Here is a 21,728-nt window from a genome sequence, read left to right on the forward strand (position 1 = left end):
AGATAATCAATCCAATACTGTAATCCAACGAGGATCGCCATATTCCGACTTATATATAACGGATTCCGCATCAATCACAGTAAAGTCATTCTCCTCGATATTACGGAATAATGAAGCATCATCCGTATCCAATGAGATAAGTGTCAAACCGGCATCAGACATCTTTTCAAAATCCGATGTGCAATAATTACCTTTCGAACTCAAATTGATACCGCCTGCATCGAGCACTTTACTTTCACTGCTGCCAAAGACGCAATTATTTACCGACAAATTCAGCGGAGCAGTCAGTTTGGAGAAATTTCCAACAGCCCTATAAGTGTTTTTACCATCCTTATTCGAGCCCCAGTTGTAGAAAGTACAATTAGAAATAACAACCTTGTTACCGGCGGCAATAGGAACATTGGCAGTAGGCGCTCCAAACACACCGGGTGAAATATAAAACTCATAGAATGTGGAATTAGTGACAGAGACATCATTCCATACATTAGAGCCTTTATTTATAGCATGAATAAAACCGAATTGCTTTGTTACATTTTTTGTATCATTAATGCCGGAAACCAAACAATTATCTATACGGATATGGTTGATTGTAGTTACCCCTTCACTGGCGTCGCTCATCATTAGGACAGCAGACGGTAAAACAATATCCGAGTTTGTAATTTCAAATCTGTCTATTGTAAAATCAGTACCGGCATCATGTTTCCCAATATTCAGTAAACGTGTCTTACTGCCCTTACTGGGTTTGCTTTCAGTCCAGGTTTCCTTAACATTCACATTATCAACAACAAAATATTCAATATCGGGCATATTGCCACTTTCCGGTTTTACGTTGAAGCATCCCTCACGAATATACAAAGTAGGACGTTCTCCCGGATTGGCAAGAAGAGCAATGCTCTTGGTCAATTTTATATCGCCGGTTTTCGCAGCTACTTCCCCGCCTTCCGTCAGGTAGTAATCAACTCCATTCTTCAATTGGAATACAAGGGCTTGCTTACTTGCATCTGTCATACCGGCCTTTATCTTACCCATCAAATCGACACCATCTTCTACCACAACCGCATCGACAGGCATTCCCGCAGTGGTAAACCTTTGTTGATTGTATTTCTCCGCTCCTTCCGGTGCAGCGCTATTTGTTAAAGCCACATAGTACGTGGTGCGAGGGGTTAATCCTGTAATTGTATATTGTCCGGCGGAAGCATTTTCCAAACTGATTTGTCTTTCCTCTGTGGTCCCTTCTTCCCATATCGCCAATCCGTCAACCGGATTTTTCTCTGATACCACCCATTTGATTTCTGCAGAAGTCTCACTAATCCGCGAACCTTCCACGGCATATAAAATTTTAGGAATGGTACGGGACAAAGTTGAAATGGAAGAACCCATTTCCGTCCAATTCGATGTGATGGCAAGAGATTCGTTATTGGCTCTGACACGAGCATAAAACTTAGTCTCATAACGTAAATTCGTAAACGTACACTTACCATGCTCCACTGTCTGCGTTTCCAACTTTTCCGACTGAAACGTGGCATCCTGTGAAAGTTCTACCGTATATGAAGTCGCTTCACCGGAGGTTCTCCAGGCCAAGGTTATGGTATTATCCTCTGCAAAACAGGAAGAAGCTATAAAAGAAGGTCTGAATAAACGGGGCATTTCCGTCTTATCGTCTTCACACGCCATGCAAGCAAACAGACAAAAAAGTAAAAGCGGTACTATATATCTTGTTTTCATCCTACTGTTAGTTTTAATATCCATAATAATTTTTCAATAATCCCTGATGGCTCGACAACGCGTCCGGCGGTATAGGAACCAAATAGCGTACAGGATCTGTCTCGGGATTTACAGACCCGGCATTCGAAGCGTTGATATATCCATAGAACGAATGCAGAATACGGGCAGACGGTTCCCACTGGCGAGGGCTGGCGTTTTTGACTTGCGTACAATATTGAACGCACATATCTACGCGCGAGTAACCGGTAGGATTCTTAGAAGGATATGCAGGTAGCGCCTCGTCATAAGAATTGACATCACCTTCCTTATACCAATCCATTGTTTCGGCTACACATACCGGGAACAGCGTTTTATCAGCCGGTACCATCTTATAATAGGCTACGGCCGGATAAGAATCAAAACGCGCATTATAAGTAGGGTCTTCAAAAGGAGTTGTCGTATTTTCATACTGCTTAGTGCGGGCAACCTTACCTAATTCAATCCAATCGAAATACAAGTTATATAATGTTTTGCCATACAAGTTCCAGCGCGCCAAATCATAGCGTCTATGCTTTTCTCCGCCAAACTCCCACGCACGTTCCTGAACAATAGCGTTGAAGAAATCTTCTTTTGTCCCCAAAGCATCTACATAGGCTTCCACCTTTTCCGCATGGTCTTCCTGCGCAAAGGCTCTCTTACGTACCTGCTTCAAAGCATCCTTGGCGCCCGCCGTCGGCCCGTCATGGTTTTCATTGGCAGCTTCCGCATACATCAACAGCACATCGGCATAACGCATATACGTATAGTTAATCCCCGTACCCTTATTGGATGTGCTGCCCAGCGGAGATTCCATAAACAAACGGTTCCACTTGCCGCAGCCAACATTAAGCTCGGAAAAAGGCTTCTGAACAATAGAACTCATCCCCGAATTTTCATAACGGAACATTTCGCAGGTAATATCCCTACGTAAATCCGCCTTATCAAAAGATAACATATACGTAAGCGCTAATCTGGCACCGCCGGACGAATATCCGTGAGGAGCATTGGAAGCGTTCACACCTTCCGAATTCTTTGACGATACGATATATGTTCCCCAAGAATAAGCCAATTCTCCTGAACCGCCCACCTTAGCCGGTACATCAAAAATATTATCATCGGCAACCGGTACTATCCAATTACATTCATCTACCCAAACCTGGCGGAAAGAGCGGGCCAAAGAGTGTTTACCCTCGGAGATAACCTTTCCGGCATATTCCTCGGCTATTTTATAATACTCCTTCCAATCATCACTCCGTTCCATTGCACCCACAGCCGCAGGATTATCATAATCCGGTCGGAGGCTCCAGCCACCTCTTTGCAAAGCAATACGTGCTATCAGTGCCTGGCAGAATTCTCTTGAAGCAGCTTCCACTCCTCTGTCGGATTCTTCCGCATACAACATCAAAGGTTCTACTTCTATCAAATCATTTATCATATCTGTCAATATCGTATTGCGGTCTGTCGCCCCAATAAACAGTTCATCCTTATTTCCGGCAGATGTTCTTCTGTACGGCACATCACCCCAGTTTCTGACAAGTTCCAGATAATACATGGCGCGCAAAACTTTCGCTTCTCCATAGTAATGCATCAAACGAGACGGTTTAGTCTTATCGGCGGCGGCAAACAACGGACTCTGCTCGATACCCTCTATAACGTCATTCGTACGGTTCACCCCGTCATACATACCCGTCCAAATATCACCATACGACTTTATATCACCCGTACTCGGCACATACGCACGCTCATTGAGGTTAGATGCGGTGGACAGTCCGCTAAACTCCACATCCGTATTAAACAGCATCTTCTTAAGCAAGACCCCTACCCAACCCTTACCGCTGACCATAGGCACATACATGCCATTGACAGCAGTAGCGATTTCGGATTCGCTGCCAAATACATAATTCTTATCAAACGTAGACGGAGAATTTACATCCAGATAATCTGAACAGGAAGCAAACAGTAATATGCTCGCAATTACCGATATATATATTTTTCTCATACTCTATATAATTTTAAAAATTCAAATTAACACCGACTGTATAAACACGGCTACGCGGAGTTACATTGTTATCAATACCCGGCGTCAAACCTTTTTGGATATTCACTTCCGGATCGTAACCGCTATATCCTGTTATCGTAAACAAGTTACTTCCGGAGAAATACAAGCGCAAGCTTTTAACTCCCAAAGATTGCAACCAATGTTTAGGAAGCGTATAACCGACCGTCAAAGTACTCAAACGAAGGAAAGAACCGTCTTCAACCAAATCGGTCATTGTTATACCCTGAGTTACGGACATCCAAGAGTAAGTTTTGGCATTCTCATTCAATGCAGCCAAGGCGACAGGGTCACTGGAAACATTTACCCCGGCGTCATCCACATAACGGAAACGATTGGCAAGATTCATATCCGTAGATAAGTTGGAATAATTACGACGGACAGCCGAGTGCAGGTAGAGTTTATTCACATTGAGCACATCAAAATCACACATGTAATTGAAGAATGCCGTAAAGTCCAGATTTTTCCAGTTACCGGAAAGACCGAAACCGCCGGTCACTTTAGGATTGGTATCACCTATCACCGTCATATCATCTTCCGTAATCAGGTTCGATTCGGAATCGGACAGTTTCTTGAATTTCATGGCGCCCGGCTTAAAGGCGAAGTTACCGGAACTGAATGATGAATTGTCGGGTACGCCCGGCTTCAAAGTCCATTTTTTAGTCGTCGCGTCGAAATCAAAATCATCTACCTTATAGAACCCGTCATTGACGAATCCGTAAATCAATCCCATGCTTTTGCCTACTTCCATCTTATAGTTATACGTTCCATACCAGTTGGACAATGAGGCTTTGGTTTTCCATTCGGTCTCACCGGTAGCCAGTTTGTCCACCTTATTCTTATTGAACGCGACGTTGAAATTTGCCGATAACTGGAAATTCTTTGTCTGAACGATTTTTGCGTCCAAAGAAATTTCAACTCCTTTATTTGAGGTCTGTCCCACATTTGTCATCTGACGGGAGTAACCCGATGAATTGGGAATGATGGAAGGAACCAACAAGTCCTTGGTAGTATTCCAATATACATCAACCGTACCGCTCAAACGATTTCTAAAGAATCCGAAATCCAAACCGATATTACGGGTTATGGTGGTTTCCCATTTCAAGTCAGGGTCATAAAGATAGGTCTGGTCGGCAAACTGATAATAATTATACTCTTCATTGCCGAAAGCGGGAGCTCTCGTTCCGCTGTATACGCGATAGATATTATGCCACAAATCATTACCGATACGGTTATTACCTGCCAGACCGTAGCTGGCTCTCAACTTCAAGTCGGAAATGAATCTTATAGGCTTCATCCACTTTTCATTGGAAATTCTCCAGGCAATAGAACCTGCCGGAAAATATCCCCATTGCTTACCGGGAGCAAACTTGGTAGACCCGTCGGCACGAACCGTCAGAGTGGCATAATAACGATTTTTGTAATCATACAATGCACGTCCGAAGAAAGAGGATGTTCTGTCGGGAGCGCTTCTGTAACTGGTGCTCTGATTGGGAGTTCCCAAAGCAAAATTCTCCAAAGCCGCCTCTGCCGTTACTGAAACCGGAAAGAGCTTCGCGCTCATAAACGTATTATCGTTCTGCGCATGGTTAATTTCCTGTCCCAGCATTATATTGACATTGTGAGACTTATTAAACGAGTTACGATAGGTCAGCGTATTTGCCAGACGATATGATTCCTTATGGGTTTTGGTACGCTTAGCCGAAGGCATATTGTTCATACCCGCAGCAGAGGCCGTACTGGACAACGGGCCGTAAAACTGATTGTCATTTGCATGAGTCGTACTGATTCCATACTCGGAACGAAATTGCAGCCCTTTTATCACATCCCACACCAAGGCAGCTTTCAGGCTGATAGCCTGTTCGTCCCGTTTTCTGTAATTCTGCTTATTCTCTTCTACCGGAGTATATTTCTGATTCAGAGAGTTTCCGTCTTCATCCAGGTTTTCCTCGTCATCATCGGGGTCAACGGCAACTCCCGCCGACAATCCGTTGGTAGGGCGGAAACGAAGTGCGGTAACGATATTTGTTCCCGAAGTTCCGGCACCGTCAATGGTGCGTGTGCGATACGTTGCATTTGTTTCCAGTTTCAGATTCTTGAACAACTGATGATTCAATTTCAGGTTGATGTTATTACGTGTCAGTCCCGAACCAATCAACTGTCCCTCATCTTTATTACGGGTATAACTTAAATTGAATTTAGTTTTTTCATTACCGCCGTTAACGGTTATATTATAATACTGTGAAAGAGGATTACCGCCCAAAATTTCATCCTGCCAGTCAGTAGTGTTCGTGTATTTGTACAAATCGATATCGTCATAATAGCCGAAGTTTTTGATAAAGCCCTCATCCGAACCTTTACGGATCATCTGATATTCATATTCGGCCATTACAAACTCATAGTTGTTCATCACCGGTATTTTGCGTGCCAGCGTACGCATCTGCAGATAGCTGTTAAACTGCACCGTTGTTTTACCCATTTTAGGATTCTTGGTAGTCACGATAACAACACCGTTCGCGCCTCTCGCTCCGTAAATAGCTGTCATTGACGCTTCTTTCAATACATCAATGGATTCAATATCCGTCGGCGGAATACCGCTCAAATCATCTACCGGAAAACCATCCACCAAAAACAACGGCGAATTATCCTGGGTAATGGAACCACCGCCACGCACGCGAACGCTGATTTCAGCGTCCAACGCACCGTCTGTAGTGGTAATCTGTACACCAGCCATTTTTCCAGCCAAAGCATCGGCTACGGAAGCCGAAGCCACCTTGGATATAGACTCGGATGAAACAGATGCAATGGAACCCGTCACATCGCTACGGCGTATATTGCCATATCCCAATACCACAATTTCATCCAGCACATTCGCATCCTCACGTAAAGTTATATCCAGTTTTTTACCTTGCTGGGCTTTTACTTTGCGTGTCTCATAGCCGATGTAAGATATTTCCAGATTGGCATTATCCGTAACGTCCAGCGAAAAGCTGCCGTCAATACCGGTAACCGCTCCGTTGGTTGTTCCCTGCTCTCTGACAGTCGCACCGATGATAGGCTCCCCTGCATCATCCACAACCTTACCGATGGCTTTAACTCGCTTACTCTTTGTTTTTCCTTCCGGTTGTATCTTCTTTACTATTATTCGTTTATTCTGAATTTCGTAAGTCAGATTGTTTTGTCCCTGAAGAATTTGCTTAACAACATCATCAATCGTCGCTTTATCCGTAGATATTGAAATTCGCTTATTCGTATTTACATCCGCAGATGAAAACACAAATGAGTAACCGGATTTTTCTTTCAATAGTTCTATCGCTTCTTTCACCGTTATTTGCTTAGCTTTCAGTGATATATCTTGTGAAAAAGCAGAAAGGTGAAGACAAAGAGCTACTGAGGCTATTAAAACAGCCTTACTGAAGTTTCCCATAAACTTTTTGAATTTTTAATTAATGAATAGAAATAAGGTTTGGTAAAATTACCAAATAAAGCTGACTCCCGGAACATTATATCCGGGAAGCAAAATACCTGTGTCAGCCGGAAAAAGTAAATCTCATGCAATTCATGTTTCTCATATTTTATTTTTTAAGTTCAACATTAATATAGTATATATACACCGTTTTCGTATTTATAATTCATCTGCTGGGTCGAAGCCATCACATCCAGAATCTTATCAATCGTATTGGCCGAGATACCGAAACTTCCATAGAAACGTTTGTTGCGTAAAGAATCGGCAACTTCCACCTTAACATTATAGCTGCGCATCAGTTTCTTAGCTATATCTTCCAGCAGCTCCTCATCAAAGAAAAGCTCGTCGTTAATCCAGACATTAGCTTTGGCCGCCCTTGTGCTGCTTTTTACCATTTGACCGGTCACCTTGTTGAGAACCATTTTTTCGTCCGGCGTCAGATAAAGTTCAGGCATTTCCCTGATGCCGTTCCTAAGAGCCACCTTTCCTTCCATCAGATTCACCGTCACTTCTTCATCATCCGGATAGTTTCTGAAATTGAATTTCGTTCCCAGCACTCTCAGATTCAGTTCTTTCGTGTTTATTTCAAAAGGTACTTCTTCGTTCTTCATTACCTCAAAATACCCTTCTCCTTCCAAACGCAACCGGCGGTCATCCACTCCAAAACCCTGCGAATATATTATTTTCGATCCTGCATTCAGCCATACCAATGTACCATCCGGCAAATAGAGTTTAGTATGCGCTCCCATAGGTGCCTCTACAACCATATCCGCAAAGTTTTGCTTCACAGCTTGCTTTCCCTGCCAATAAGTAACAAATGGAATCATCAGAATCAGCACAACGGCAGCTACCCGCATAAAGGTTTTCCATGAGAAACGGAGCATCTGTTTTTGTTTCTTCTCCGCCCCGGCAACCCGTTGTCTGAATAAAGAGAATGCCTTGTCTTTATCAAACCGTACAGCAGTATCGGCAGCCCCCGAGGAAAACCATACCTCTAACTTATTCCGTACATATTTCCGATTAGACTCAGACTCCAAACTCCAACGTTTCAGTTCGGCAAAGGATTCTTTATCCAGTTTTCCCGAAAGATATCGAGTTATCAATAAATCTATATCAGTATGTTCTTCCAGTTGCATAATTCTGTTGCTTTATATATAAGACAAAAAAATCAAGAATGAGGGTAGTCGAAAATATATATTTTTTCAAATATCCATAAAAATATAAATAATCAATAAATGCAAATAGTTATCCAAACGCTTTTGAAGAAGAGCTAAAGCATTCTTTATATGATACTTAACCGTATTAATGGAGATTCCTAACTCTAAAGCAATCTCTTCGTACTTTTTTTGTTCAAAACGACTTTTTTTAAATACGGTGCGACATTCCACAGGCAGTTCTTCTATGCTGCGGGTCAATTCATCTTCCAATTCTTGTTCGAGCAATATACCCAAGGGCTGATTCTCTTCCACAAAAACAGAATCGAGGAATTCCATATTTTCCGGCAGCATAAAAGATGAAAAATGCAGTTCTTCGCGATGGCTCAAGGATTGCAATTCATTCAGGCAACGGTTACGTACAGCACGCATCAGATAAGCACGTACAGAATACGTGATTTCTATCTCCCGGCGATGCTCCCATAAATAAAATATAGCGTCGTCCACCACTTCTTCCGAAAGAGCCGCATCATTCAATATCTGATTGGCGAAGCGACAAAGCAGGACATAATGACGCTCATAGATGTATTTAAATGCCTCCTCATCCCCTCTGCGTAAATGTTCAATGATTAATGTATCTTTCATAGCCGCCTCCATTTATAGAAGAGCAAAAGTAGTCAAACTTAGGTAACTACACAATCATTAAGAAGATTTTTCAGAAAAAGAGGCGCTCAATTATGCGCCGCCGCACACAATAACTTATATTTCTATTGCAATAAATCTGCCTTTGCATCTTAATAATTTATATCTTTGTTACCTGAAATCTATTCATTCGACAACTATCTAATAATCATTCGATAGATATCAAATAATTATTAGACAATTGTCGAATGATTATTAGATAGTTGTCGAATGAATAAATTTATACAAGCTGAAAAATAGTTTGTAGAGAGAGCAGAATTTATTCATCGAATAGCAAAAAACTAACTGCAATACTTATATAATGAGTGCCTACTACGATTTTTACGAAACACCCTCACCGGGACAAAAGAAAGAGAACAAAAAAATTCTTCACGCACGTATCTATCCTAAAAGGACTTATACCAAAGAAGAATTTATAGAACATGCTTCAAAATACCAACATCTGCCTAAAAATGTATTGGGAGCCTCATTAGGAGTTCTTATTGATGACCTCTGCGATTTACTTGCCGACGGAAATATCGTGGAACTGGGTGAACTCGGATTTCTCAGTACTTCGCTAAAATGCCTTCGGAAAACAGACGATAACCAGCAAAAAATAAGGGCGGAATCCGTTGTGTTTCAAAATGTGCATCTACGTATCAGCAGTACATTCCGTAAGAGGATTATACACAAAATGACACTGGAGCGCGTACACTCTCCCTCACGTAAGGCCGCTGCAATTACGTCCAGCATAGAAGAGCGCAAAGCCGCATTGGCTGTATTCTTAAAAGCCAATATTTGCATCACCCGCCGGGAGTACGTCCAAATAACCAAGCTTACGCCATACGCCGCCATGAACGAACTGAATAACCTTATTCAACAAGGTATTCTGCGACGTAGAGGTTCGGGAAGGTCTGCCGTCTATGTTGCAGGCGAAAAATACAATGAAGAAATAAAAGAATAACAAATCTCGATAGAAATCAGAATATGGAAATCGCAAAAACAACAGAACCGGAAAATTCTATGCAGTGGTTCGTCTTTTTCAAAGACCAACTGCTGTTAAAGAAAGAATACACAACAAACGGAGAAAACAAATACGGTATACCCCATGGAATAAATCCGCCTGTAACACCCGAAGCGGGATGTACGATACACGAGGTAACTCTGACGGACGGACATAAGGTAAAAACCTTCGCCCTCGAACAACCTGTACCCGAAACCGAAGAATGGGTAATGACAGGTTTACGCACTTCTTACGACTATCTGCCATTGGCGGATTACCAGGCAGCGGGAAAATCATTCCAGATACTCTATTGGGACGAGCACAGCCGCTTCTGTCCCGTATGCGGCACTCCTATGGAACAACACACTCCTATCATGAAGAAATGCCCGGAATGCGGAAATGAGATGTATCCCCCCGTTTCTACGGCTATCATCGTGCTGATACGGAAAGACAAAGAAATATTGCTGGTGCATGCACGCAACTTCCGCGGTACTTTCCATGGGCTGGTAGCCGGATTTCTGGAAACGGGCGAAACACTGGAACAATGCGTAGAGCGGGAAGTTATGGAAGAAACGGGACTGAAGGTGAAGAACATCACTTATTTCGGCAGTCAGCCATGGCCCTATCCCAGCGGGTTAATGGTAGGCTTCATTGCCGACTACGAAAGCGGAGAAATCAAGCTGCAAGCCGATGAGCTCAGTTCCGGCGCATTCTATTCCAAAGACAATCTGCCGGAAATTCCACGTAAGCTAAGTATTGCACGAAAGCTGATTGACTGGTGGCTGGAAAATAATTAAAGGAAAGGGCATAAAAAACAGATTGCGGAAAACACGCGCTCACAAACGAACAACTACGAATGAAACGACTCTCATTCACATCAACCAATCGGCGTGCAACCGCAATCTGTAAGTACATCTGTTAACTGTTGACCTCCGTCGCATATAAGAACAGCATTTAACGGAGAATGATTAGATAATCGGCATAAAGAATATAAAAGAAACTTAATTGAGGTACTTCAAAATACGCATGATGATTTCTTTTAGACACGGATTGCGCGGATTTCATGGTACTCTCTAAATTTATCCGTGCAATCCATGTAATCTGTACCTAAAAAAGCAAACAGCAAGCAAGATTTTGCCCTGCTCCCTCTTAACCTTTTTTACAGCCGTTTCTTACAGCATTCTGTGGCGTGTTGCGTCTAACCTACAACCAAGACTCAACAATGAACAGAAATGATTAAAAAGGAATATATATTGTTGGCAGTATTATCTGCCGGTTTTTCCTTTCCGGTGCAAGGACAGACTACATGGACGAAACAAGATTCCATTAAACTGAAAGAGATACTGGACGGAACAACGGATATATCCATTAATCCTACTGTCAAACAAGAAATCGACCTGTTATTTTCCACACCTGCACAGATACACAGTATTCCCATTTTACCCGTTGAGGAACTTTTACCCAAGCCGGAAAATCTCCGGCAGATATACGCGATACCCGGATTCCGGCTGGACAATACACGCATATATTACAACACCCAACGACGGAATAAATATATACTGAACACTCAGCGATTCAGTATCTCAGCCACTACGGAATATGGCAAAAGAGCAAAGGTACTTTTACAGCAAAAGACAGATTTCAAATTTGACGTCACTCAAAAGCTCGGCTATCATATTTACGCAGGCTATAGCCGCAGCAGCGGTAAATCCGCCATATTGCCGGGAACAGTAAGCCCGCTGTATCTTGGAAGCGGATTCTCGTATGACATCAACAGGCAGGTACAGGTAAAAACAGGTGTCAGACACCAATTCAATATAATCCACAGACGCTGGGAATGGGTGTGGGAAACAAGTGTGGGAATATCTTTTTAGATATGAAAAAAGGTGCAGGCGGCTTACTGCCGCTTGCACCTTTCCATATCAAGAGTCAAATCGTCTTAGATACCGAGTGATTTGCGTACTGCTTCCACTTTCTTTTCAGCCTCGGCGTTTGCATTGCCGTAGCACTTGGAGCAACCCATTTCACCTTTCACTTCAATGTAGAACTTAATCTTAGGCTCCGTACCCGAAGGACGAACGGAAATCTTCGTGCCGTCTTCTGTAAAGTACTGGAGAACGTTGGATGTCTCGGGCATATCCAAGTCGGTTACATTGCCCTTGGCATCGGTAGCTTTCAGAGTTTTGTAGTCCTTAATCAAGGAAACGGCAGAACCACCGATTTCTTTCGGCGGGTTGGCGCGGAAGTTATCCATCATAGCCTTGATTTCATCTGCACCGCTCTTACCCGGCTTCACTACATTCACGGTAGTTTCCTTAGAGAAACCATACTCTACATAGATATCCATCAGGATGTCATACAACGTCTTACCCTGGTCTTTAGCCCAAGCGCAGATTTCAGCCAACAGTGAACAGGCTGAAACGGCGTCTTTATCGCGAACGAAATCTTCGGCAAGGAAACCGTAGCTTTCTTCGCCGCCGCCGATGTATTGCTGCTTGCCTTCGCGCAGGCGGATTTCACGGGCAATCCACTTGAAGCCGGTATAGCAATCGAGCATTTCAATCTTATTCTTATCGGCAACCGCCTTGATAAGTTCGGTAGTCACAATGGTCTTCACGATGAAGTCCGTAGGCTGCATCTTGCCCGTCGCGATACGGTTCTTGATGATATAGTACAAGAAGAGCAAGCAAGTCTGATTACCGTTAATCAGCACCCATTCGCCCTTATCGTCCTTACAAGCCATACCCACGCGGTCGGCATCCGGGTCGCTTGCCATTACGATGTCCGCATCAATCTTCTTGGCGAGTTCGATGGCCATAGAAAGCGCTTCCGCATTTTCAGGATTCGGAGAGATTACCGTCGGGAAGTCACCGCTCTTGACCATCTGTTCGGGCACGCAGTGTACATTCTCAAATCCCCATTCTTTCAGAGAAGCGGGAATAAGCACTCTACCCGCACCATGAAGCGGCGTATAAACGATACTGAGGTCTTTCTGACGTTTAATCACTTCCGGGTCGATGGAAAGAGTATGAACTTTATCCAAATATACCTTGTCGATGTCTTCGCCGATAATCTGAATCAAATCCTTGTTGCCTTGAAATTTGATGTCCTCAACAGTTACTTTGTTCACTTCATCGATAATGGCAGTGTCGTGCGGAGCAAGTACCTGCGCACCGTCATCCCAATAGGCTTTATAGCCGTTGTATTCTTTCGGGTTGTGGCTTGCGGTCAGGTTGATACCGCTTTGGCAACCGAGGTGACGGATGGCGAAGGAAACTTCCGGAGTAGGACGCAAATCATCGAACAGATAAACCTTGATACCGTTCGCCGAGAAAATATCAGCCGAGATTTCAGCGAACTTGCGGCTGTTGTTACGGCAGTCGTGACCCACTACGACGGAGATTTGCTCTTTGTCCTTGAAGCATTTGTTCAGATAGTTCGCCAATCCCTGGGTAGCCGCGCCTACTGTATAGATGTTCATACGGTTACTGCCCGCACCCATGATACCGCGCAAACCACCTGTTCCGAATTCCAGGTCTTTATAAAAACATTCTATCAGTTCGGTCTTATCTGGATTTTCCAACATTCTTTTCACTTCAGCCTGAGTTTCGGCATCATAAGCCGGGGTAAGCCATTTTTCAGCTTTCTCAGTTACCTGTTTAATCAGTTCTTGATTTTCCATAAGACTATTTTAATATTAAAGGTTAATACTTCATTTTTTGTTAAGTCACAAATGTAAAAGAATAAGTTCAAATATCCTAATCAATCGGGCATTTTATAACGGTCGCCCGTTTGTTTTACATATTCTTCCAAGAATTCCTTCGGATAACCCGGACGAACCACACCTGCGGGCTGACCGATAGCATTGCGCTCGAACTTTCCGTCTTTCATTTTACGGACAACACCGTCATTATATTTCACAATGATGAATTCACCCAGACGCTTCCATGTGTCAAAAGCGCTCTGTGCCGTCATATTGGTATAATTTGTCAAAAATGCTTTCGCTTTGGCCGGGTCTTTCTCCAGAAGTTTGGCGGCGGCGGATTCAAAGCCTTCCTGCGCCTCGTTGAAAGTGGTTTCGAGTTCGTTCTGCGTGGCACGTACATCGCCAATCATAAGGTCGTAACGGGGATATACCATATTGGAAACCCAGTTGAAAATCCAGAAAGAGGAGTTCCATGAGAAAGTGATGTAGTCCGCACCGTCTACGCGCGAATAGCATACGGGCACTTTATCCGTGCAACAGTATACGGGAGTGAATACAGTCATGTTGGCGTCATCCGTACCGAACCACAATACGCCTCCGATAGCATCGGGCAGCGTGGAACGCATCTGCGCCACAAACACGAAACCGCTCTGCTGCGTGGAGATGGGACGCTCGTTGAAATACTCCTTATCGCCCACTTTGAAAGAAAGAGGAGAAAGACGGTAGGGAGTATGATACGGTCCTGCGCCGAAATCCTTGCTAATGTCGAGAGGAGTGCCTTCGTAATGATCGCGCATGGCATTCTTTACATCTTGTACGGAGATTTTACGGTCGGGCTTTACGAAAAGCGGCATCGGAGTGTCGGTATCGCCTAATATATAAGGTAAGAATTCGTTGCCACGGGCGGTAAACATATTAAAATAGCTCCACACGCGGGCTTCGCAATAACGACGAGCGCCAAAGTCGAGCGGCGCATAGGCATTCGCAAAGCTGAAGTCTTTGTTTACTCCGTCGAAATAGCCTTTCTCACGGGCAAAGGATATGACGTCGGGAGAATACATACAGTTGTTCTTGTCGTTCATATCGAACTGGTGGATACGGCTTTGGTTGGCATGCGCGGAAATGCAATCATCGGGCACGCGGACAGCCACCCATACGGCTCCACGCACACCGGGACCTTTGCCTATCATCTCCATAATCCAGATTTCATTGGGGTCTGCGATGGTGAATGACTCGCCGCCGCTGTAATAACCGTATTCCTGTACGAGTTCCGTCATTACTTTGATAGCTTCGCGGGCGGTGCGGGAACGTTGCAGACCGAGATAAATCAGGCTTCCGTAATCGATGATGCCGGTAGTGTCCACCAACTCGGGACGGCCGCCGAAAGTCGTCTCACCGATAGTAAGCTGGAATTCGTTCATATTGCCGATAACGTTGTAGGTCTGGCGTGCCTGTTCTATCCGGCCGAGGTATTTGCCGGTATCCCACTCGTGTACGTCAATCAATGCGCCCTTTTTGTGCACACCTGCGGGATAATGATATAACTCGCCGAACAATCCATAGGAGTCGGCAGAATAGGAAACAATTGTAGAACCGTCCGTAGAGGCGTTCTTACCCACAATGAGGTTGGTACAGGCAAATGCGTTTGCCACAGCTGCCACCACTAACGCGACGGAGAGAGTTAATCTTTTCATACTTCTGTTATTATATAGTTTATTTGATAATGCCATGATATAAATGAAGAGTTACCATGCAAAACGGAACTGTTTCGTGGTCTGATTGCCACAACCGTCGGTTACAGTCATTTCTACGGTATGCCTGCCGCCTTTCTTTACATGCTTCGGGTCGAGTTCGCAAACCAGATTGCCGCTAATGGAGTTGGGCTTGCCGAACAAGGCGTATTTTCCGTCTATCGTTCCGCGATAACTGTGTATTCCTGTCTCCTTGTCTTTCGCTTTAAAGACGATACGCCCCGTACGCCCCCACTGCTGAGGGTTGAGCGGAGTAATCTCCGGCGGTACGGTATCGGCAGCCACCGTATAAGCAGCCAAGTCGCGGATGCGGACTTTCATAAAGCCGTCCTCATACGTGCCGCCTACGCTATATTTCCCACCTCGGGCTGTAACGCCGGCTACGTAATATTTCGATTTATCTTCCAGGCGGTCGCGGCGCAAACCGATACGCATTTCGCAAGCTCCGTGCAGGGGAATACGCGTATCGTGCAACTGATAAGTGAAAGCCACATCTCCGCTATCGGCACGTACGGAATAGTTCAGCCAGACATCATCGTACAGCATTCCGCGCGGTACGACCAGCTCCAAACCGGGTTCCTGAAGATAATTGGTCTTGTCCCATTTGAAAGCATACTTTTCGCGATGTTCCACGGGACGGATGCCGGTGTTCTTTCCCTGTACGGTAAAGCGGACTTTCGAGGTGTTGCCTAACGCGTCGCTTAGAGTGTACACAAAGCGATAAGGACGTTCTTCGTTGATTTCTATCAGTCCGCGATTGCCGTTGGAGGCATGCAGCATACGCAGGCGGTTGCCCGGTTCGATGAATGACTTCATGTACTGTCCGTGCGTCCATGAGTTGATATAGCGGTTTTCTTCGTAAGCAAAGCGGTCTACCACACTGCGGAATACTTCTTCACCGTCCACTTCGAGAATAACGGTATGCACGCCGTAGCGGTTGCCCACTCCGTCCATGTGGTCATAGGCACGAATTCCCGCGCCTATCAGTCCCCAGGCCGTGATAGGTTTTGCGGGGCTGGCAGGGAAAGTCTGATATATCTGCTTTCCGTTTACCACACCTTTGCCCGGTTGCGGAAACAGGATGATACCCTCGGCATGAGGGGCGGTATTGTCTTTCACTTTTTTCATAAAGAAAGGCAGCGGGTCAACATAGTCTCCCGTTGCCGACTCAATCATATCCAGATGCAGGTGAGGGCCGAAAGAGTAGCCCGTATTGCCGCTAAGGGCTATCACCTGGCCTGCCTTTACCGGATATTCCCCCGGCTCGGGAGTAATCTCCACTTCCCAGCTTTCCTTTTCATACTGCAAAGCTTTCACCCTTCGGGCTATATCGCCTACAAACGCACTGAGGTGGCGGTTAATAGTGGAATAGCCGTTGTCGTAATCCACATCGAGCACATAGCCCGAACCGTGCGTTACGCGGATGCGTGAGATATGCCCGTCGGCTAAAGCACGCACGGGTTTGCCGATGGCCCCGCCGGTCTTGAAGTCCAATCCGCCATGAAAATGGTTGGCACGTATCTCACCGAAGTTACCGGAGAAGACGATAGGAAAATCAAAAGGGGGAGTAAAAGACGCCGCCTGCATCTCCGGCACAGTTTCCATATCGGACGCCTCTTGTGCATATCCGCTTTGTACGCTGCCAACGAAAAATAAAACTGAGAGAAATATAGAGTGTTTTATATTCTTACAAATCATATCCTATTTTTTTAATGCATGCAAATATAAAAAGAATAGTTCTCTCCGCCTAAACAAAAAAGCATAATCCTACCGTCCTACCCTATAAATAAGCAGGCGTTTTCTGTTGTAAAACACCTTATATTAAATGACAATGAGACAGAGAAATCGCTATCTTGCAACATGTTTAACCATTAACAGATGACATTATGATTATCGGAGTACCCAAAGAAATCAAGAACAACGAGAACCGTGTAGGAATGACCCCTGCCGGAGTAGCCGAGTTGGTGAAGAAAGGTCATACGGTGTATGTGCAGGCTACGGCCGGCGCAAACAGCGGGTTCTCTGACGATGATTACATCGCCGTAGGTGCGCGAATCCTGCCTGCCATTGAAGATGTCTATGCCATAGCCGACATGATTGTCAAGGTGAAGGAGCCTATTGCACCGGAGTACAAACTGATTAAAAAGGGACAAGTGGTATTTACCTATTTCCACTTTGCGGCCGATAAATTACTGACCGAGGCCATGATTGAAAGCGGTGCCGTATGTATCGCTTATGAAACGGTGGAGAAGGACGACCATTCCTTGCCATTACTCACTCCTATGAGCGAAGTGGCAGGACGTATGGCTACCCAGGTGGGAGCCCGCTTTCTGGAAAAGCCGCAAGGCGGAAAAGGAAAGCTGATGGGTGGCGTACCGGGTGTCCGCCCCGCGCGCGTACTTATTTTAGGTGGCGGCGTAGTCGGTACCAATGCCGCACAAATGGCCGCGGGAATGGGTGCCGAGGTAATGATTACGGATGTCAACCTGCCACGCCTGCGCTATCTCAGCGAGGTATTGCCCAAAAACGTAAAAACACTCTATTCCTCGCTTCACAATATAAGAATGGAACTGCCTACCATAGATTTGGTAATAGGTTCCGTTCTTATTCCCGGCGATAAAGCTCCGCATCTCATTACAAGGGATATGCTGAAAATGATGAAACCCGGAACCGTACTTGTGGATGTCGCCATTGACCAGGGCGGCTGCTTTGAAACGTCTCATCCCACTACCCACAGCGAACCGACGTATGTTGTGGATGGTATTGTGCACTATGCGGTAGCCAATATTCCCGGCGCTGTACCGTTTACTTCTACTATGGCGCTGACAAATGCAACGCTGCCTTATACCGTGGCATTAGCTTGCAAAGGTTGGAAACAGGCTTGTAAAGATGATCCGGCATTGGCATTGGGACTGAATGTGGTAGAAGGGAAAGTGACATATAAGGCGGTGGCGGATGTGTTCGGAATGAGGTATGAGGAGGTAGAATTATAAGTGATGAGTGATGAGTGATGAGTGATAAGTGATGAATCATGAATGATGAGTGATAAGTTATGAATTATAAATGATGGGTGATAAGTTATAAATTACAAGTGATGAGTGATGAGTGATGAATTATAATTTATAAATAATGAATTACGATTCTGCATAACTCATAACTTATCACTTATCGCTCATAACTTATAACTTATCACTTATAACTTATAACTTATCACTTATCACTTATCCACCACCTCAATCATCAAACAAGAAATCTCCTTTCTTCGCATACGCCCAATACATAGTCAATATTGTTATGCACAAATTGAAAATGAACGGAAATTCTTGCGAACCGGTATGGAATATCCATTGGAAAAAATCGGTGATGAAAGGCGACAACAGTATGGCAAGGTAATTCATCACCATTACAAAAGCAAGGGCAAGCGTTGTCTTTTGAGGAATGGCAGTATCGACCGTCTTATCATAAATCAGCGGTTGAATGATACCATAGCCTAAACCGACCAAAATACATCCCGGCACAATAAGCCATTCCGTAGGAGAAATCCATATCAATAGTAATCCGACGGCAACAGCCAAAAGGCTATAAAGTTTTGTTTTATTTCCCAAAAGCTTCACTATATTATCCAACATAAACCCCGGAGCCATAATGGCAAGGAAAAACAAAGAAATCATCAGCCCTGAATTTCCGCTTGAAAAGTGGTGCGCTTCCATTAAGAAAGGTAAATTAAAAGTAACCGCAAGAACTACGTACGTAACCACCCCATAGAACAGCATTAACTGAATAAGATGGCGTATATGTATGCCATATTTACCGGAAATCACAGGCGCAGACTGCATGGAAGGAATAACAGCCGACGCCTGCTTCACCGTGACCGAAACCGTATTCTTTTTTAAATAAGCCGAAAGAACCAAAGAAATCAGCGGCAACAGATAAACGACAAAAGGCAAACGCCAGTGTACCTCTGCCAGATAGCCCGTTACGGCCGTAGCCACCACCAGCGTCATATTGGTTATGGCGGAACTGTATCCAAACTGTTTGACGCGATACTCTCCCGTGAAATACCGAGAAATCAGCCCCGTAGAAAGAGGAATAATCAATCCCGCCCCGATACCGAGCAAAGCGCTGACAGCCATCAGTTGCCACATCTTGGAAGAAAACAAATAAAGTACCCCGCTTGCGGCAAACAGCCAAAGCCCCACCCGCAGCAAACGGATAAAATCGCGTTTCTCCGCCAACTTGCCCGCCAACAATACAAACGGGATAATCAGTAAAGAAGGCAAAGAAGTCAACATCTGTATATCCAACTCCGTGGCATGGGGGAAAATAGTGGAGAGCTCTCCCAAAATAGGTGAGACAGCCAAGCCCGGCAATGAGGTCAGCGCGGAAATAGACCAGATACCTATAAGCGTAATAAGAGGAATGGTTCCTTGTCCGGTATTAATTTTCATAATTTTAAAGTGAGTGGGTTAGTTGAAGGAAAACAAGCGATACAACAGAATGTTCGGACAGGATAAGTGATAATTAAAGAGTAATAAGACGTAAAAGCGCCGGGATTTCCCGCCCCGCCCTTTTAATAAACGCCAAATAATGTAAAACGGCGGAACTTTCTTTCGTGGGGGTCGTTGTTGTGGAAAATTCGACGGGGAAGGTCCCCGCCGCCTAAACCTTTAAAAACTTATAGTTATATGGAAGATTTGAATTTCAGAAAAGGAGATGCAAAGACCGAAGTATTCGGTTCGAACCGTATGTTGCAACCCTCACCGGTAGAGAAAATCCCCGAAGGGCCTACCACTCCGGAGATTGCCTACCAGATGGTGAAGGATGAAACGTTTGCGCAGACCCAGCCCCGTCTGAACCTGGCTACGTTCGTCACTACTTATATGGACGAATACGCAACCAAGTTGATGAACGAAGCTATCAACATCAACTACATCGACGAAACCGAGTATCCCCGCATCGCCGTAATGAACGGTAAATGTATCAACATCGTCGCCAATCTGTGGAACTCTCCGGAAAAAGAAACCTGGAAAACCGGCGCGCTCGCCATCGGTTCTTCAGAAGCATGTATGCTGGGTGGTGTGGCCGCATGGCTGCGTTGGCGCAAGAAACGCCAGGCTCAAGGCAAACCGTTCGACAAACCGAACTTCGTTATCTCGACCGGTTTCCAGGTGGTATGGGAAAAATTCGCCCAACTGTGGCAGATTGAAATGCGTGAAGTGCCCCTGACACTCGACAAGACCACGCTCGACCCCGAAGAAGCTCTGAAAATGTGTGATGAGAACACTATCTGTATCGTACCTATCCAGGGTGTTACATGGACAGGACTGAATGACGACGTTGAAGCCCTTGACAAAGCGCTCGACGCATACAACGCCAAGACCGGCTACGACATTCCTATCCACGTAGATGCTGCAAGCGGCGGCTTTATCCTTCCGTTCCTGTATCCTGAAAAGAAATGGGACTTCCGTTTGAAATGGGTACTTTCCATCAGTGTCAGCGGTCACAAGTTCGGCTTGGTTTATCCGGGTCTGGGTTGGGTTTGCTGGAAAGGCAAAGAATATCTGCCCGAAGAAATGTCATTCAGCGTAAACTACCTCGGCGCCAATATTACCCAAGTAGGTTTGAACTTCTCCCGTCCCGCCGCACAGATTTTAGGACAGTATTACCAATTTATCCGCTTAGGCTTCCAGGGTTACAAAGAAGTACAGTACAATTCACTCACAATCGCCAAGTATATCCATGACGAAATCGGTAAAATGGCTCCATTCGTCAACTACTCCAACGAGGTGGTGAACCCGTTGTTCATCTGGTATTTGAAACCGGAATACGCAAAGACCGCCAAATGGACGCTGTACGACTTGCAGGATAAACTTTCGCAACACGGTTGGATGGTTCCGGCCTATACGCTGCCTTCCAAACTGGAAGATTACGTAGTGATGCGCGTCGTGGTCCGTCAAGGATTCAGCCGCGACATGGCGGACATGTTGCTGGGCGACATCAAGAATGCCATTGCCGAACTGGAGAAACTGGACTATCCCACTCCTACCCGCATGGCACAGGACAAGAACCTGCCGGTAGAAAGCAAAATCTTCAATCACGGCGGCAGACGTCACAAAAAGTGATAAAGTCATAATCACTCTACTGCCTTATCACTTTAACACAGTATAT

14 protein-coding genes are annotated in these 21,728 nt (G+C 44.9%); 5 read left to right on the forward strand and 9 right to left on the reverse strand.

The genetic code is table 11. The features are described 5' to 3' along the window. Positions 1–6: 6 nt before the first annotated feature. The 5 genes from BUB52_RS04985 to BUB52_RS05005 form a co-directional block, all read right to left on the reverse strand. Positions 7–1,725 (reverse strand): fibronectin type III domain-containing protein, encoded by a 1,719-nt coding sequence (locus BUB52_RS04985; protein ID WP_254302467.1) that lies wholly within the window; start codon positions 1,723–1,725, stop codon positions 7–9. Between the two features lie 13 nt (positions 1,726–1,738). Beyond that, positions 1,739–3,742: a RagB/SusD family nutrient uptake outer membrane protein gene (locus BUB52_RS04990; protein WP_009121723.1), complete on the reverse strand. Its 2,004-nt coding sequence runs from the start codon at positions 3,740–3,742 to the stop codon at positions 1,739–1,741. Between the two features lie 13 nt (positions 3,743–3,755). Continuing rightward, positions 3,756–7,226 carry a TonB-dependent receptor gene (locus tag BUB52_RS04995; RefSeq protein ID WP_009121722.1) on the reverse strand — a complete coding sequence of 1,157 codons (3,471 nt, stop codon included), beginning with the start codon at positions 7,224–7,226 and terminating at the stop codon, positions 3,756–3,758. A 167-nt stretch (positions 7,227–7,393) separates the two neighbouring features. Continuing rightward, a complete protein-coding gene (locus BUB52_RS05000) occupies positions 7,394–8,401 on the reverse strand; it encodes a FecR family protein (RefSeq protein ID WP_009121721.1) in 1,008 nt (335 codons plus the stop codon). 66 nt (positions 8,402–8,467) lie between these two features. Further along, positions 8,468–9,064, reverse strand: coding sequence for an RNA polymerase sigma-70 factor (locus BUB52_RS05005; protein ID WP_039950674.1), 597 nt, complete (start codon positions 9,062–9,064; stop codon positions 8,468–8,470). A 358-nt stretch (positions 9,065–9,422) separates the two neighbouring features. Here BUB52_RS05005 and BUB52_RS05010 point away from each other — a divergent pair, with 358 nt between their 5' ends. The 3 genes from BUB52_RS05010 (at position 9,423) to BUB52_RS05020 (ending at position 11,977) form a co-directional block, all read left to right on the forward strand. Then, on the forward strand, positions 9,423–10,064 hold the full coding sequence (locus BUB52_RS05010) for an HU family DNA-binding protein (RefSeq protein ID WP_009121719.1): 642 nt from the start codon (positions 9,423–9,425) through the stop codon (positions 10,062–10,064). A gap of 23 nt (positions 10,065–10,087) precedes the next feature. Next, positions 10,088–10,900 (forward strand): NAD(+) diphosphatase, encoded by an 813-nt coding sequence (nudC, locus tag BUB52_RS05015; protein WP_009121718.1) that lies wholly within the window; start codon positions 10,088–10,090, stop codon positions 10,898–10,900. Between the two features lie 435 nt (positions 10,901–11,335). After that, entirely contained in the window at positions 11,336–11,977 is a 642-nt protein-coding gene (locus tag BUB52_RS05020) for a DUF4858 domain-containing protein (RefSeq protein ID WP_009121717.1), read from the forward strand. A gap of 65 nt (positions 11,978–12,042) precedes the next feature. Here the strand turns inward: BUB52_RS05020 and BUB52_RS05025 are convergent, their stop codons facing one another. From BUB52_RS05025 to BUB52_RS05035, 3 genes are all read right to left on the reverse strand, one after another. Next, positions 12,043–13,785, reverse strand: a complete 1,743-nt coding sequence (locus BUB52_RS05025) for a phospho-sugar mutase (protein WP_009121716.1) — start codon at positions 13,783–13,785, stop codon at positions 12,043–12,045. Between the two features lie 80 nt (positions 13,786–13,865). Then, complete coding sequence (locus tag BUB52_RS05030; RefSeq protein WP_039950673.1) at positions 13,866–15,503, reverse strand: C69 family dipeptidase; 1,638 nt, start codon at positions 15,501–15,503, stop codon at positions 13,866–13,868. A gap of 51 nt (positions 15,504–15,554) precedes the next feature. Continuing rightward, positions 15,555–17,258 (reverse strand): M23 family metallopeptidase, encoded by a 1,704-nt coding sequence (locus BUB52_RS05035; RefSeq protein WP_009121714.1) that lies wholly within the window; start codon positions 17,256–17,258, stop codon positions 15,555–15,557. A gap of 188 nt (positions 17,259–17,446) precedes the next feature. Here BUB52_RS05035 and ald point away from each other — a divergent pair, with 188 nt between their 5' ends. Beyond that, on the forward strand, positions 17,447–18,553 hold the full coding sequence (gene ald, locus BUB52_RS05040; RefSeq protein ID WP_009121713.1) for an alanine dehydrogenase: 1,107 nt from the start codon (positions 17,447–17,449) through the stop codon (positions 18,551–18,553). A gap of 240 nt (positions 18,554–18,793) precedes the next feature. On the opposite strand, the gene BUB52_RS05045 is transcribed toward ald, so the two are convergent. Continuing rightward, positions 18,794–20,008 carry an MFS transporter gene (locus BUB52_RS05045; protein WP_009121712.1) on the reverse strand — a complete coding sequence of 405 codons (1,215 nt, stop codon included), beginning with the start codon at positions 20,006–20,008 and terminating at the stop codon, positions 18,794–18,796. A 237-nt stretch (positions 20,009–20,245) separates the two neighbouring features. Between BUB52_RS05045 and BUB52_RS05050 the strand changes: the two genes are divergently transcribed. After that, complete coding sequence (locus BUB52_RS05050; RefSeq protein WP_009121711.1) at positions 20,246–21,682, forward strand: glutamate decarboxylase; 1,437 nt, start codon at positions 20,246–20,248, stop codon at positions 21,680–21,682. The last annotated feature ends 46 nt before the right edge of the window (positions 21,683–21,728 follow it).

Origin of the sequence: Bacteroides clarus YIT 12056 (genome assembly GCF_900129655.1) — a bacterium.
Lineage (GTDB): Bacteria > Bacteroidota > Bacteroidia > Bacteroidales > Bacteroidaceae > Bacteroides > Bacteroides clarus.